We start from the raw sequence: 15841 nt of genomic DNA, 5'->3' as shown, positions 1-15841 counted from the left end.
GTCCACCAAGTTACAATGAAACCAGCAGAGTGGCCGCCCGGATACCTATAGGCATCATTCAATTCGTACAGGCGAATGTACGAATAAATTGAGCTTGCGTAAGCCTGCGCTCTGCAACTCTTCGCATCGCGCCCCGATCACGAACCTGATCGCTTGACCGGCACGCACAAACCATAATCAAGTTCAAGGCCGGGTTAGCTCGGCACACTGTTTCTTCCAGCCTTCAAGAAATCCAAATGTGCGCGTTTTGCCGCCGCGACTTTCTCGTCGGGCATATCAGATCGGTTCAATTTCAGAAAATACGCGGCGCTTCCGCTTGGTTGAACGTTCTGATCTTGGATTTCAACCAGATCATCCGACCTCACATTCAGTATAGAAAGTGCTTTCTTCAACGGCAGTAAACTGTCACTGGGTTTAGTAACATCGAATGCTACGATGTTCGCTCGAGAGAAAACCGAAGAACTGACCCGGTCAACGACCGCGTCAAGATCCGCACCCTGTTGCAGGGCTTTCGCGTAGTCTTGAAGGTCCTCCGTGATCCTGTGTGACCGAAGGTTCTGCCAATAAGTACTGCGAATCCAGTCGGTGGCACTTCTAGTTGTGTACAGCAACGTGATATGAACAGGCGCCTCGGCAAGTCGGTGAATTTCGTCTAACAAAACCCCCGCAAGGATGTGAGTATGCGCATAGGACCACACACCTTTGCGTCCTGGAATCAAGCCAGCGAATTCTTCGTTGCTGATCAACAACGGTTTTTTAGTCTGGCCTACATAAGGCTTGAGAGTGACGCGAAGTTTCTTACCAAAATTTTGAAGGGTGTCGTCTTTGGGGACCACCGCGTACCGACGTGCCGAGAATCCGGCATCCTGGGTATCCCGTGGCAAAAGTAAATTCACACGATCCTTCAGGATATTCCGGTTCTTGGAAAGCGTCCTTTGTAACGTTGTGGTCCCGGTCTTGTGAAATCCCTGATGAATCACGACTTTCAAAACGTCATTTCCAACTCTTTTTTCGCGCTACTCAACGAACCCGCCAACCTCATTGGCGGTCTCGCTACCAACGCCCGTGTTACCTGCACCCATGAGGAATTGTCGAGACTGCCTTTCCCACGCTAACGTCGACAGCGACCACAGACCGACTTGGGTAGGCCGCAAGATCCCAAGCGTCTGGATCGTGCAACACGCAGAGAAATGAAATTCAATTCCATCCGACCTTACGCGGCGCATCGCGTTTGGCAGGCTTAAAGTCTTACTCTGACGATAGCTGTCTGCCTGTCGCCATAAGCCGATCCGCATAGGCGCTTTCTAACTCTTCGGGTGAGACGAGGAAAGACGGCCCACCCACGTTAAGCCCGTAAATGGTCGAGCCATCCAGCGACGTTACGGGAACAGCGATTGCATTGATCTCTTTTTTCCAATCACCAAAGCTGCGCACATAGCCAAGTGTTTCATAGTCGCCGACGGCAATATCGACACTCGCCCGGATCCGCGCTTGTTGCTCCGGGAACTCCGCGGCTCCCAACGAAACCGCCGCCGCCCTTGCGTCTGGCTCAAGGCGGGCAAGAATGGCCCGTCCAACAGCGGAGTAAAACAGAGGCAACCGCGCGCCGACATAAAGCGACAGCGTAACCGCTTGCGTAGACTTTTGCGTCGCAACGTAAATCGCTCGGTTACCCACCTGCTCTGCCAAAGCAACGGTGACGTAAGGGTTGGGCCCGACGCTCAGCGCTTCCATTTCGGGCAGATAAAGTTCGCTGACACTCATGGCGGATAGCGCGCTGAAGCCCAGTTGCAACACCTTCGCGCCCAGCCGGTATTCCCCGGACTCAGGGTTACGAACCAAATGGCCGGTCCGGGTCAAAGTGTGTGTAAGCCGCGACACCGTAGGTTTCGCCAGGCCTGATCGCGCGGCCAAAGCCGAATTCGAGAGGTAACGGCTTTGGCCATCGAAGGCAGAGAGTATATCCAGCCCACGCGCCAAGGCGGTTACAAATTGCCGATCTGTTTCAGCGTCGCCCTCAAATTTCTCCATCCAACTTTTTCTCCTAAATATTCTCGCAATCATTTCGCTATGCGAACCATATGTCAATATTTAGACGATGTTTGTTCTATTATCGGCAAAAATCATTGACTGAGTTGTAATTTTGCAAAATATACGTTCGCATAGCGGACTTAGTTCGCGTTCGAGGAGGATCAATTCTATGAAGTTTCGGACTGTCGTGGCCGCCGCCGCATTTTTGGGTGTATCTTCAGCCGCAAGTGCTGCTGATCTGGATCTGCCGAAGCAACTTTCCTGGACGGCCTACGGCACGGGAACCGCTGGCTACAATCAAGCCGTTGCCATTGGCGCCGCTCTGCAAACCGCCACGGGCACCAACCTTCGGATCTTGCCGGGTAAGAACGACGTGTCGCGGACAGAACCGTTGCGTCAGGGCCGGGTGCAATTCTCAGCCACAGGCGTAGGCGGCAGCTTCATGGCGCAAGAGGGCGTCTTCCAGTTTGGGGAGCAAAAATGGGGTCCGCAGCCCATACGTGTATTATTGGCCAACTCCGGTGGCGCCATTAACCTGACGGTTGGCGTTGCAGGTGACCTGGGAATTCAGGACTTCTCTGACCTTAAGGGCAAGCGTGTTGCCTGGGTTACCGGAGCGCCGGCGCTCAACGCAAATACGACGGCTTATCTGGCCTACGCTGGTCTGACTTGGGATGACGTCGAGCGCGTAGATTTTGGTGGCTACTCTGCATCCTGGAAAGGCTTGATCGAAGGTCAGGTTGATGCGGCTTTTGCTTCAACCAATTCGGGACCTGCTTACGAAGCGGCGTCTTCGCCGCGCGGACTTTTTTGGCCTGAAATTGATGAGAACAACACCGAGGGTCTTGCACGCATGCAAGAAATCGCGCCGTTTTTCCAAACGAACACGGCCAAGGTTGGCGCGAATATCGACGGAACCGACGGTCACAAGGGCGCTGCGTATGCGTACCCGGTTCTCGTAACAACGGACGCACAAGAAGATGCTCTCGTCTACAATATGACGAAAGCGATGATCGACCTTTACCCAGAGTATGACGGTAAAGCGCCAGGTATCGGTGGCTGGTCCATCGACAACCAGAACTTCGAATGGGTTGTTCCATATCACGAAGGTTCCATCCGCCTTTTCCAAGAGCTGGGTGTATGGACGGAAGCGGCCCAGGCGCATAACGACGAACTCCTGCGCCGGCAACAAGTTCTGCAAGACGCGTGGAACGAGTTGAAGGAAACAGGCGCTGACGACTGGACTGCCGCGTGGGAAACCAAGCGTCGCGAAGCACTCAAAGCAGCCGGACTTCAAGTCGTATTCTAATCGATCAGACTGTATTTGCCTGGCCCGACAGAAAAACTGGGCCGGGCTAAAACAATTCTCTGCGGCGCGCTGAACGTGCCGACAAAAAGGTCTTGTAATGCAAGAACTCGAAAACGAAGCCGGAATAGCTGAAACCTACGATACCGGGCGCAATCTGGCGCTGATCATCGGCACAACTGGCGCAATTCTTCTTGTCGTTCACCAGTTGTTCAACATTCAGCTGTTCGGGATCGTGCTTTTGGATGGCAGGTATCTTGCCCTTCTCGCAGCCATCTTCCTGTCGCTGAGTTTTCTTGTCTTCAGTCGTCGCGGCGAGCGCCTTGGGCCGGTCGCCTTTTTTGACTGGAGTCTTGCGACCCTCGCTCTTGCCAGCGGTGTCTATCTGGCATGGGTGGCGAAGCTCAATCTGTCCGAAGGCTGGGAATACGCAGCCCCCCAAACGGCCCAATGGGTCGCCTATGTATTTTTTGCCCTTGTCTTGGAAGCCACACGCCGAGCCGGGGGAAAAGTCCTGTTCGCTATCGTGGCCCTTTTTTCGCTTTATCCAACCTTCGCAGGACATGTGCCAGATCCGTTTTCCGGATTTCAGAGTACAGTTTCGGAAGCGGTTGCCTATCACGTCTATTCCTCTGAAAGCATCTTTGGCATTCCCATGCGCGCGTTTGGGGGTGTGGTGATCGGCTTCATAATCTTTGGCGCCGTGCTTCAACACACGGGCGGCGGGCAGTTCTTCAACGATCTCGCCCTTGCCCTTGTCGGCCGATACCGCGGTGGTGCCGCCAAGGTTTCGATCTTTGCCAGCGGGTTCATGGGTTCGATGTCTGGCAGTGTGATTTCCAACATCCTGACAACAGGTGCGGTATCGATCCCGGCGATGCGTCGTACTGGCTTCTCAGCGAAGACAGCCGCAGCGACCGAGGCCTGCGCCTCGACAGGCGGTGTTTTAATGCCACCGATCATGGGTGCGACCGCCTTTGTCATGGCCTCTTTCCTGTCGATGCCTTATGTCGAGATCGCGATTGCCGCCGCGATACCATCTCTGCTGTTTTACTTTGGGCTTTTTGTTCAGATTGACGCCTATTCCGCACGCCTCGGTCTGCGCGGCATGTCCGGGCCCGATCTGCCTCGACTAAATGCAACCTTGCGGGAAGGTTGGCCCTATGTGCTGGTATTTACAGTTTTGATCTTCATGATGGTCGTGCTGCGCCAGGAAACTGCTGCACCTTTCTATGCGACTGTTCTGCTGCTTATCGTCAACCAGATTTTCCCCCGTCACCGCCTTTCGGTAGCTGGCCTGATTGACGTTCTGAAACGGGTCGGAACCGGTTTGACCGAATTGACGGCAATCATTCTTGGCGTCGGATTGATTGTCGGCTCTTTCTCGGCCACCGGCCTTGCGGGTACATTGGTCAACGAACTGCTGGCCCTGGCGGGAGACAACGTCTTTATCCTGTTGATCGCCGGTGCCATGACAGCCTTTGTCTTTGGTATGGGTATGACGGTAACCGCCTGTTATATTTTCCTGGCTGTGGTTCTTGCCCCCGCACTGGAGGCAGGCGGTCTCAACATACTCGCCGTGCACCTTTTCATTCTTTATTGGGGCATGGTCAGCTACATCACACCTCCTGTGGCGCTTGGCGCCTATGCTGCGGCGACCATGGCGGGCACAAGCGCGATGAAGGCCGGATTGGAAGCCATGCGACTAGGTGGAGTTATCTACATCGCGCCGTTTTTCTTTGTGCTCAATCCTGCGCTGGTTGCGCAATCCCCGGCGATCGAAGTCTTTATCGCTGTAACCTGCGCCCTTTTGGGTCTGGCTTTGATCTGCATGGCGCTTCAGGGTTACGTTATCTTTTTAGGACCGCTTTCGGGCACAGGCGAGTTTCCGTTGCGCATCGTTCTTTTTGTCGCGGGGTTTTTGATAGCCCTACCAGAAATGGACTATGTAGGCATACCCTTCGGACCAAGCCTGATTGCTGGCATCCTCCTTGCGATCCTACCCCTTTTCGTGGCCCTGCGGCGGCGCAGCGCAGCGTTTGCAGGAGAAAACACCTGATGAACCGGATCCACGAAATCCTGATTGCAGCGGATCAAAACGCTGTTGCCCTTTCCGATTATGACGGTCGAACCTACACATATGGCGAACTCAACGAGATGAGCCAGCAGGCCGCTGACCGCCTGATGGACCATGGCGTGCGTGCCGGAGACCGGGTGCTGCTTATCAGCGAAAACTGCGCGGCCTACCTTGTAGCGATCTTTGCGCTGAGCCGCCTTGATGCTTGGACGGTGCTGGTCAATGCACGCCTAACGGATACTGAAATCCTGCGACTTTCTGAGCTGAGCGAGGCACGCTGTGCTCTATTTACGCCGGATGCGTCGCCAGCATCCGCGGCGCACGCTAATTGTATGGGCCGGGTTGATCTAAAACCTCTGGCTTGTGGATCGCTGACTGTATCCGCTATCCGCGACGCACCGGTCGAGCCCGTCGAGCCTGACCGTGCGCAAACCGCTATCCTGATCTATACGACCGGCACCGTGGGTGAGCCAAAAGGCGTGATGCTGACTCATGGGAACCTTTTATTTGTATCCCAACTTTCTGCCGACGCCCGTCGACTTACGCCAACAGATGTGATGCTGGCGGTGTTGCCGGGCACGCATATCTTTGGGCTTTCTTCTGTTTTTCTTGGTGCTGTTCGTGGCGGGACACGCCTGATCGTACGCCCCCGTTTTGACGTGGATGATGTGATTGAGCAGTTGAAGACAGCGACGCTTTTTCCTGCTGTTCCCCAGATCTTTGCCGCAATCAACAAGCGTCTGCGCGAGCAGAAGGTCGAAAAAGCCGATCACAACCTGCGCTACATCTATGCTGGTGGTGCGCCTTTGGACATGGCGCTGAAAACGCAGACCGAGGACCTTCTTGGCCTGCCACTCCATAATGGTTACGGGCTTTCGGAATGTTCACCAAGCGTGGCGCTTACACTGATGGACGCACCACGCAATGACGGCGCCGTAGGCCCCCCGCTGCCGGGTGTTGAAGTCCGCCTTGAAAACCCAAATGACGACGGGGTCGGCGAACTATGTGTCCGCGGCGAAAACGTCATGAAAGGTTATTTCCGCAATCCTGAAGCCACACACAAAGCCATGACAGACGACGGCTTTTTCCGCACCGGAGATCTGGCCAAGCAGGAAGAAGACGGCACACTGCATATCGTGGGCCGCGCGAAAGAGTTGATCATTCACTCTGGCTTTAACGTCTACCCTCCAGAGGTCGAGGCCGTATTGGCCGCGCATCCCGCCGTAACTTTAGCCGCAGTTGTGGGCCGCGCCCACGACAGCAACGAGGACGTGATCGGCTTTGTCAGCGCGCATGCAGAAGTATCTGAATCAGAGCTGCGCAATTGGGCCCGGGAACGCATGGCAGCCTATAAGGTGCCGGCGCGCGTGATCGTCTCTGATGCCCTGCCGCAAGCAGCCACGGGCAAAATCATTAAGCACAAACTGTTGTCGTACTTTGCCGATGCCTTGGACCGCGCACCTAATGCGGAGTGAATGGCGAAGCCACCGGACAGTGGCGCGAAAGGACATGAAATGAACCTGGATTACTCAGATACGGAACAAGCCTTTCAGGCTGAAGTTCGCGCCTTTCTGGCGGAAAACCTGCCGAATGATCTCGTTGCAAAAACGAGCTCGGGCCGAGAGCTGACAAAAGAGGATATTGAGCGGTGGCACGCGATCCTGAACGCGCGCGGTTGGCTCGCGGCGACTTGGCCAGAAGACTATGGCGGTACCGGCTGGACCCTTGTTGAACGCCACATCTTTGCGGAAGAATGCGCCCTTGCTGGTGCGCCACGTCTGCTGTCTTTTGGGCTTGCGATGCTGGGCCCTGTTCTGATCCGCTATGGCACAGACGAACAGAAGGCCGAATATCTTCCCCGTATTCTGGACGGTCGCGATTGGTGGTGTCAGGGCTTTTCCGAGCCGGGTGCCGGTTCGGACCTGGCAAGCCTAAAAACCCGCGCCGAGCGTGATGGAGATCATTACGTGATCAATGGTCAGAAAACATGGACAACCCTTGGTCAACACGCCAACCGCATCTTCTGTCTTGTGCGTACATCGCAAACGGCTAAGCCTCAGGAAGGCATCAGCTTTGTCCTTGTTGACCTGGACACGCCCGGCATCGAAATGCGCCCCATCCGTCTGATCGATGGTGGCCATGAGGTGAACGAGGTCTTTTTTACCGACGTGCGCGTGCCTGTCGCAAATATCGTTGGCGCGGAAAACAACGGCTGGACAGTGGCGAAATATTTGCTGACCCATGAGCGTACCAACATCGCCGGTGTCGGCTTTTCGGCGCGTGATCTGGACCGCTATCATCGGATGGCAGCTGATGTGCGTCGCGATGGTATGTCTTTAGCAGAGCACCCGCTTTATGCGGCACAAGCAGTCGAACTTGAGGCGGATTTGGAAGCTTTGCGCGTGGCCAATCTGCGCGCTCTCGCGCGGACGCGGGATGGCGCAGCGAGCAGTATCGACAGTTCGCTGATGAAAATCCGCGGTACTCAGGTACGCCAAGGCATCCTGAGCCTTTATCGCTCTGCCCTTGGCCATGCGGCGGCCCCAGATGCAGAAAGCCTGTCAGACAATCAGATCGCCCTGCCACCCGAAGCCGCCCGCGCGGCCCCCGTTTATTTCAACAACAGAAAACTGTCGATCTACGGCGGCTCTAATGAGATTCAGCGCAATATCGTCGCAAAGACACTGTTCAGGGACTAACCGATGAATTTTGAACGCAGCGAAGATCACGCCATGCTGTCCGAAATGTTCGGCCGGTTCTTGCAAGAAACCAGCACACCAGAGCGGCGCAACGAAACGGCCTGGACAGAGCCTTTCTTTGATCAAACAGCCTGGTCGGAAATGGTTGAACTGGGGATACTCGGCGCATTTGTCTCAGAAGACCTTGGCGGATTGGGTGGCTCCGCTGAAGATGTTTCGGTGGTCTTTGAAGAAATTGGCCGTGCGCTCAGTACCGATCCATATCTGGGTTGTCTTATGGGCCTGCGTCTTTTGGCCGAAAGCGGCGAAACTGATCTTGTCGAGCAGATCATGGCCGGTGCCCGCCGCCCCGCCTTTGCTGTTTTTGAGCCGGAAATCTCGCAGGATCTGTCCCTAATCGGCACGGTCGCAGACGAAGATGGCAAGCTGACTGGCCGCAAATCCTCGGTTTACGGCGCACCGGGTGCCGACCTTTTGTTGATTGCTGCCCGAAACGATCAGGGTCTTGGCCTGTACCTGATAGAAGACGTCACTTCTGTTCAAGTTCTCGCAGCACCCATGCAGGATGGTGGCGGTATCGCTGACCTGCTGCTTGAACGAACGCCGGCAAGGCTTCTTAAAGCAGGCAGCGCAGAACATATCGAAGATGTGCTGGACCTGGGTCGTATCGCGCTGTGTGCCGAGGCCGTGGGCGCGATGGAAGCACTTGTCTCAATGACAACAGACTACCTGAAGCAGCGCAATCAATTTGGCCGTAGCATTGCCTCGTTTCAAGCCTTGCAACATCGTATCGTGGATATGACCATGTGGGTGGAACAAGCCCGGTCGATCACAATCCGTGCCGTTGCAAGCTATGGGACCGGAGATCAGCGTCGCCATACATCGATGGCAAAAAACCTGATTGGGCGCGCGGCTGAGCTCTGCGCCGAAGAGGCTATTCAGCTGCACGGCGGCATCGGTATGACGTGGGAATACCCGGGCGCGCACTACGCGAAACGCTTGATCATGCTGGATCACCAACTCGGTGGGCGTCACGATCACGCAATGCGTCTGATTGCCATGAAAAAAGAGAATGCGGCATGAACACAGATGATGAGTCCGCCGCGCAAAGCTTTGTTGGCTATGAGTCCAGCGTCTTCGGCCAAGGCAGCGGTATCTGCGCGCTGAATATCGGACCACAACACCTAAACAGAGTGAACGTTTTGCATGGCGGTTTCGTAGCCATGCTTCTGGATAATGGGTGCGGTCTGGCCGTGCGAAATGACAGCGGCGATCCTGATCGCGCGGTTCTCACCATGTCGCTGTCGGTGAATTACATCGCCCCTGCACGCTCTGGCCGGGTGGTTGCCACGGGCAATGTCACGGGTGGTGGCAAAAGCACCAAGTTTGCTTCGGCTGAACTGCGAACCGAGGATGGCACTTTGCTGGCGACGGCCTCGGGTGTTTTCAAACTGCTGCGAGAGTAAAACATATTTCACGCCATCACGGCACATCAACAGGACACACCATGACCTCTGTTGTCTCTTATGACGTTCAGGACGGTATCGCCGTTATTTCAATCGACAACCCCCCGGTAAATGCGCTTTCACAACCCGTGCGTGCCGAGTTGCAGTCACTGGCGCGAAAAGCGTCCGATGAAGCGGCCGTTCAAGCCATTGTTGTGGCTTGCGCGGGCCGCACCTTTGTTGCCGGCGCTGACATTCGCGAATTCGGTAAACCGCCCGTTGAACCGTTGCTCCCGGATGTCATTAACGCGCTAGAGGCCATTCCCAAACCAACCGTTGCAGCCCTGCACGGTACGGCCCTTGGTGGCGGTCTGGAATTGGCGCTTGGGTGTCATTATCGCGTCGCCACCGCGAAGGCACGCTTTGCCCTGCCCGAAGTGACGTTGGGCCTTCTGCCCGGCGCTGGTGGGACCCAGCGACTACCACGCCTTGTTTCGCTTGAGACGGCGATTGAAATGATCACAACCGGCAAGCAGATTGGCTCTAAGGAAGCCGCCGCGCTTGGGCTTGTCGACCTCGTCACCGACGCGACAGATGTGACCGCCGCAGCCATCGCATTTGCAAAAGACCTGGTGAAGGACGGCAAAGGCCCGCGCCCTGTCTCGGCCCTGGACGTGACACGCCATGATCCGTCGGTCTTTGATACGGCGCGCGGCAAGCTAAGCAAAACCCACTCAGGGCAGCTTGCCCCCCTCGCCTGCGTAGATGCGCTGGAGGCCGCGGCGAAACTGCCCTTTGCCGAAGGTCTCAGCGCGGAACGCAAGCTATTCCGAAAAATGATGGAAACGGATCAGCGAAGCGCACTGATCCATGCTTTCTTTGCGGAACGCAAAGTTGCAAAACTGCCGGAACTCGAAGGCGTTGACCCCCGGAACGTGGCACAGATCGGCGTGGTTGGTGGCGGCACCATGGGCGCCGGCATCGCAACCTCAGCCCTTCTCTCGGGTCTTGATGTCACTTTGATCGAACGAGATATCGAGAGCGCTGAACGCGCGCATCAGACTGTCGAGCGCACACTTGAAGGTTCGGTGAAGCGCGGCAAGATTGATCAGACGACGTTTGAAACGCTGATGTCCGAGCGATTCCGGGCTGAAAACAACTATGCGGCCCTGTCTGAAACAGATCTGGTGATCGAAGCCGTTTTTGAAAGCATGGAGGTGAAGAAAGATGTCTTCACCCAGCTTGATCGTGTTTGCAAACCGGGCGCTGTGCTTGCCAGCAACACCTCGTACCTTGATATCAACGAGATCGCCCAAGTCACGAGCCGGCCGCAGGATGTCATTGGCCTTCACTTCTTTTCTCCGGCTCATGTGATGAAACTGCTAGAAGTTGTCGTCGCCGACCAAACGTCGCCAGTGGTCACCGCGACAGGCTTTGCCCTCGCCAAGGCGATGCGCAAGATCGCAGTACGGGCGGGGGTCTGTGATGGGTTTATTGGCAATCGGATTTTGTCGCATTACCGAAAAGCCGTTGATGGCACCGTACTGGCAGGCGCAAGCCCATTTGCCGTTGATCGTGCCTTGAGGGAATTTGGCCTCGCCATGGGACCCTTTGCCGTAAGTGACCTTGCAGGTTTGGACATCGGATGGGCCACGCGCAAACGCCTCGCCCCTACACGCGACCCGCGTGAGACCTATGCCGAATTTGCCGATCGCATCTGCGAAGCAGGTCGTTTTGGCCGCAAGACCGGCCGTGGGTTCTATATCTACGGTGAGGGCGGTCCAACACCTGACCCTGAAGTAGACGTCATTATTGCGGAGGAACGTAAGGCCAAGGGCATCACGCCGCGCAAGCTGGGTGACGGCGAAATTGTGGATCGCTTTATGGCGGCGATGGTCAACGAAGCAGCACGCGTTGTCGCAGAAGGCATCGCCCTGCGTCCACTTGATGTGGACGTCGTCTTGCTCAATGGTTATGGGTTCCCCCGCTGGCGCGGCGGTCCTATGCACTATGCCGATGCTGTTGGCCCGGCAAAAATCCTTGAAGACATCCAAAGGTTTGCGAAAGAAGATGCTTTCCTGTGGCAACCTGCCCCCCTACTCGAAAAGCTTGCCTCCGAAGGCAAACTCTTCTCTAGCCTGAACGACTAAGGACATTTCCATGAAACAAGCAGTCATCGTCTCAACCGCCCGGACAGGTCTTGCAAAATCTTATCGTGGTGCCTTCAACGAAACCCACGGTGCAACCATGGCCGGCCACGCAATCAAGCATGCGGTAAAGCGTGCAGGCGTCAACCCTGACCTTCTGGAAGATGCGTTCATCGGCTGCGGCTATCCCGAAGGCTGGACTGGCAGCAATATCGCGCGGCAATCTGTTGTCCGTGCAGGTCTGCCCGTAACCGTGGCCGCCACAACAATTAACCGTTTCTGTTCGTCGGGTTTGCAGGCAGTGGCGATGGCCTCTCATGCAATCGTGCAGGAAGGTGTACCAGCCGCAATTGCAGGCGGTGTGGAGAGCATCAGCCAGATGCCACCGTCCAGACCACCGCAAGCGCAGGAAAGCTGGATTGTCGAAAACAAGCCCGAGCTTTATTTCAACATGATCCACACTGCCGACATCGTTGCCAAGCGCTATAACGTCAGCCGTGATGCGCAAGATGCGTTGGCCTTGGAAAGTCAGAAAAGAACTGCTGCTGCGCAAGCCGCGGGAAAGCTGGACGATGAGATCGTACCGATCACTGTCACCCAGGCGTTCAAAGACAAGGAAACAGGCGAGGTCACCCGCAAGGATGTGACCTTCAGCATGGATGATTGCAACCGTCCAAATACCACGCTCGAGGGTCTTGCAGGTCTCGCTCCCGTGCGCGGCGAAGGCAACTTCGTCACAGCGGGCAACGCGTCTCAGCTGTCTGATGGCGCGTCTGCGCTTGTTGTGATGGACGCCGACGTGGCCGCTCGCGAAGGCATTGAACCGCTTGGCGCGTTCAAGGGATTTGCCGTTGCTGGATGCGAACCCGATGAAATGGGTATTGGCCCTGTGTTTGCCGTACCGCGCCTGTTGGAACGCCACGGCCTGAAGGTCAGTGACATAGACCTCTGGGAATTGAACGAAGCCTTCGCAAGCCAAGCGCTATATTGTCGGGACCGCCTGGAAATCGACCCCGAGATTTGTAATGTCAACGGTGGCTCAATCTCTATCGGTCACCCTTTTGGCATGACCGGGGCCCGCATGACGGGCCATCTGATGATTGAAGGCAGACGTCGCGGCGCGAAGCTGGGTGTCGTCACCATGTGCATTGGTGGCGGTCAAGGGGCCGCCGGGTTGTTTGAGATTTTCTGAACGGCCATTTTGGCTGAGGCACTAAGGGGGTGATGGCACGTTAACCGCCTTTCGGTTGCTCTTGCCTGGATTGGGACGTAGGTGGCATCGATGAATTCATCGCCTATCAGCTACAAGCGTCACCGATTTCCCCCCTCAGATCATCGCCCATGCAGTGTGGTTGTACGCCCGTTTCAATCTAATCCTGCGCGAAGTTGAAGAGATGCTGCTGCAGCGTGGGATCGCGCCGGGTCTGGATCACTGGTTGCACAAGGGCCTCAACAACCGCGCCGAAAACAGCCAACTAACGTTTCGAAAGCGAGAACGGACAGTGCAAGGCCATCGGTCTCCGGGCGGGTTGCAAAGGTTTGTGTCTACCCATTCAGCCGTTCGGAATTGCTTCAGTGTTCCGACTCGCCGTCGCTCCGCCTTAACATTCAGATATCATCGTCTCGAAGCGCTTGACGCCTGGAGTACCGCCTATTGGAGCAGCTTGAAATCTGATCGTCAGCATTTCTTGGTGCGTTCGAAGTTAAAGTGACAACACCCCGTCAGCTGCATATCCCACATACCCGCACGGGCTGCGCCTTTCTGCCATCGCAGCAAAGAAAGAGGGGAGGTTTTATTCCGATCTGACGCCAAGAAAACCGGTCCTAGAGTTGTGTCAAACTCCCTCAAATCGCCTGAAGGCCAAAGCAATCAGCCCGGCAATCGCCATATAGATCATCGCCAGCAACAATAGTGGTTCGTATACAACAAACGTATCTGACCGCACCCTGGATGAGACCGCGTATATCTCGACCACCGTGATCGTTGCCACCAGAGGCGTTGCTTTAAGCTGCAGGATCGTTTCTCCGCCCAAGGTCGGCAGAACATTACGTACGGCCTGCGGCAACCAGATCCTGCGAAACATTGTAAAGCGCGGCATTCCGAAAGACTTTGCTGCCTCCAACTGCCCCTTCGCTACGCCGGAAAACGCGCCTCGCATGACCTCACCCTCATAGCCCGCAAAGGATAGCGTCAGCGCAAGCACCGCATAGGGCCAAGCCTGCCGCAGGTAAGGCCACAGTTCCGACGACCGTATCCAGGGAAACTGCGGAAACAAAGAGCCCAGCCCGTAATATAGCAACCAAATTTGTAGCAGCAGTGGAGTGCCACGAATAATGGTGCAAAAAACCCGAGCTGGCGTGGCCAAATACCACGGGCCTACCGCTTGCGCCAAGCCCAGCGGCACGGCCAGAAGAAACCCCAGAACAGTCGTAACAACCAATAGCCATACTGTGGTCCAAAGACCTTGCAGTGCCAAAGGTGCATATTTCGGTATCCAATCCCAGCGCAGCGAGATTGCACACCAGATCACCAGAGCGGCGAAAATGAGCATCATAATGACGCGGTGCGGCTGCATCAGGGATCGGACGGTGATCATGTGGCACCACCTTTCAGCGAAGGTTGCCCGCGCCGCGCCCATTTTTCGATACGGGCAAAAATCACGCCCGAGAACAGGGTCACCATCAGATAAAGGAAACCCGCTGCCAGAAAGAACGTAAAATAGGCGCGGGTGCTGCTTGCCGCCTGCCGTGTCTCCAACGTCAACTCGCTAAAACCAACCACGGCCAGCAACGCTGTGTCTTTGGTAGCGATGAGCCACAAGTTGGCCAGGCCCGGAACCGCAAATCCCATCATCGCCGGGATCGTTACCCGACGCATGATCATGAACGCTGGCATACCATAAGACTTCGCTGCCTCGATCTGTCCCACAGGGACCGCCTTGATGGCCCCGCGCAGAACCTCTGTGGCATAAGCCCCCTGCACCACACCCAAGACCCAGATACCGGCAGCAACACCATTGATTTCAACCCGTCCGCCTCCGATCGCCTCAGAGATCTTGTTGATGATATCACTGCCGACATAATAGAGGATCAGGATCAGAACCAGTTCAGGCACCGCCCGGATCACTGTCGTATAGATGGCAAGAAGGTCGCGTGTGACCTTCCCGCCGTATAGTTTTCCGTAGGCTCCAAACAGCCCGATCACCAGCCCCATCCCAAAGGCGCCAAATGCAATCTGCAGTGAGTTGGCAAGCCCGCGCAGCAGGTTGCCCCCCCAACTTGAAAGCGACAGCAACTCAACGCTGGCGCCAAGGCCCAGTGTCTCGAACAGTCCGGTCACCGCAACTCTCTAGTAGATGCTGGTCGTGAAGTATCCCGATGTGATTTTCTCATGCGTGCCATCGGCAAGGATCGCCGCGATCCCCTTGTTGAGCGCCTCCAGAAGCTCGGTATCACCTTTGCGGACACCAGCTCCGATACCGAGACCAAGGATCGCCGGATCATCCGCGACAGCACCTTTGATCTCGCAGCAGCTACCGCTGTCTGAATTCACGAAGTCGGCCATCGCAATGCTGTCCGCCTGGGTCGCATCGATACGGCCTGCGAACAGGTCCTGGTTGGCCTCATCCTGCGTTTGATAGACTTTCAGCTCTGAGTCTTTGAAATACTCCTGAGCATAAGTCTGATGGATGGTCGAGGCCTGTATCCCGACGACCTTGCCAGCAAGCGACTCCGGCGTCGCCTCAATATCCATGGACTTATCCGCCACGATCACCGCCGGGGTATTGTAATACGGGTCGCTGAAGTCAATGGTTTTCAGCCGCTCTTCGGTGATCGACATCGAAGCCATAATGGCGTCGATCTGCTGGCCGGTCAGCGACGGAATGATACCGTCCCAGGCAACCGGAGTGATCACACAGTCGAGTTCAGCCGCGGCACAAACAGCATTGATCACCTCAATTTCCCAGCCAACCCAATTGCCCGAACTGTCTGGCGAGGCAAACGGAGGGTATGGCTCGGCCGCAATGCCAATCTTGACTTGTTCAGCCGCGGCAGAGCTTACGGTCAAAACGGCCATGGCAGAGGCCGCAGTCAGAAGTGCTTTCAGTTTCATAGTATTCTCCCTGTTGTTTTGT

General features: G+C 55.9%; 13 protein-coding genes and 1 pseudogene. 9 read left to right on the top strand and 5 right to left on the bottom strand.

Translation table 11 applies throughout. The annotated features are described in order from the left end of the window. Window positions 1-194: 194 nt before the first annotated feature. A complete protein-coding gene (locus tag ACXAET_RS15810) occupies window positions 195-989 on the bottom strand; it encodes a hypothetical protein (RefSeq protein ID WP_475187361.1) in 795 nt (264 codons plus the stop codon). A gap of 259 nt (window positions 990-1248) precedes the next feature. Further along, window positions 1249-2031, bottom strand: coding sequence for an IclR family transcriptional regulator (locus ACXAET_RS15805; RefSeq protein WP_475187360.1), 783 nt, complete (start codon window positions 2029-2031; stop codon window positions 1249-1251). A 169-nt stretch (window positions 2032-2200) separates the two neighbouring features. Here ACXAET_RS15805 and ACXAET_RS15800 point away from each other — a divergent pair, with 169 nt between their 5' ends. The 9 genes and pseudogenes from ACXAET_RS15800 to ACXAET_RS15760 all read left to right on the top strand — a co-directional run. Continuing rightward, window positions 2201-3340, top strand: coding sequence for a TAXI family TRAP transporter solute-binding subunit (locus ACXAET_RS15800; RefSeq protein WP_475187359.1), 1140 nt, complete (start codon window positions 2201-2203; stop codon window positions 3338-3340). Between the two features lie 97 nt (window positions 3341-3437). After that, window positions 3438-5396 carry a TRAP transporter permease gene (locus ACXAET_RS15795; RefSeq protein ID WP_475187358.1) on the top strand — a complete coding sequence of 653 codons (1959 nt, stop codon included), beginning with the start codon at window positions 3438-3440 and terminating at the stop codon, window positions 5394-5396. After that, the gene (locus tag ACXAET_RS15790; RefSeq protein ID WP_475187357.1) at window positions 5396-6889 is read left to right on the top strand and encodes a class I adenylate-forming enzyme family protein; all 1494 of its coding nucleotides are present in this window, start codon (window positions 5396-5398) and stop codon (window positions 6887-6889) included. The genes ACXAET_RS15795 and ACXAET_RS15790 overlap by 1 nt, the downstream gene beginning before the upstream one ends. Window positions 6890-6928: 39 nt before the next feature. Then, window positions 6929-8113: an acyl-CoA dehydrogenase family protein gene (locus tag ACXAET_RS15785; protein WP_475188390.1), complete on the top strand. Its 1185-nt coding sequence runs from the start codon at window positions 6929-6931 to the stop codon at window positions 8111-8113. A 3-nt stretch (window positions 8114-8116) separates the two neighbouring features. After that, entirely contained in the window at window positions 8117-9196 is a 1080-nt protein-coding gene (locus ACXAET_RS15780) for an acyl-CoA dehydrogenase family protein (RefSeq protein WP_475187356.1), read from the top strand. Then, window positions 9193-9579 carry a PaaI family thioesterase gene (locus ACXAET_RS15775; protein ID WP_224890193.1) on the top strand — a complete coding sequence of 129 codons (387 nt, stop codon included), beginning with the start codon at window positions 9193-9195 and terminating at the stop codon, window positions 9577-9579. Before ACXAET_RS15780 ends, ACXAET_RS15775 begins: the two co-directional genes overlap by 4 nt. Before the next feature lie 41 nt (window positions 9580-9620). Further along, a complete protein-coding gene (locus ACXAET_RS15770; protein ID WP_475187355.1) occupies window positions 9621-11708 on the top strand; it encodes a 3-hydroxyacyl-CoA dehydrogenase NAD-binding domain-containing protein in 2088 nt (695 codons plus the stop codon). Between the two features lie 10 nt (window positions 11709-11718). Then, window positions 11719-12897, top strand: coding sequence for an acetyl-CoA C-acyltransferase (locus tag ACXAET_RS15765; RefSeq protein ID WP_475187354.1), 1179 nt, complete (start codon window positions 11719-11721; stop codon window positions 12895-12897). Between the two features lie 223 nt (window positions 12898-13120). Then, window positions 13121-13417 (top strand): annotated as a pseudogene (locus ACXAET_RS15760) (hypothetical protein); the annotation flags it as partial. A 123-nt stretch (window positions 13418-13540) separates the two neighbouring features. Here the strand turns inward: ACXAET_RS15760 and ACXAET_RS15755 are convergent. From ACXAET_RS15755 to ACXAET_RS15745, 3 genes are read right to left on the bottom strand one after another with little or no spacing between them, the layout of a single operon-like run. After that, complete coding sequence (locus ACXAET_RS15755) at window positions 13541-14302, bottom strand: ABC transporter permease (RefSeq protein WP_475187352.1); 762 nt, start codon at window positions 14300-14302, stop codon at window positions 13541-13543. Then, entirely contained in the window at window positions 14299-15045 is a 747-nt protein-coding gene (locus ACXAET_RS15750) for an ABC transporter permease (protein WP_475187351.1), read from the bottom strand. Before ACXAET_RS15750 ends, ACXAET_RS15755 begins: the two co-directional genes overlap by 4 nt. Window positions 15046-15054: 9 nt before the next feature. After that, window positions 15055-15819 carry a transporter substrate-binding domain-containing protein gene (locus ACXAET_RS15745; RefSeq protein WP_475187350.1) on the bottom strand — a complete coding sequence of 255 codons (765 nt, stop codon included), beginning with the start codon at window positions 15817-15819 and terminating at the stop codon, window positions 15055-15057. Window positions 15820-15841 lie beyond the last annotated feature (22 nt).

It is taken from the genome of Ruegeria sp. AWH4_226, from assembly GCF_056159225.1.
This window is presented reverse-complemented; position numbering and strand designations above follow the sequence as displayed.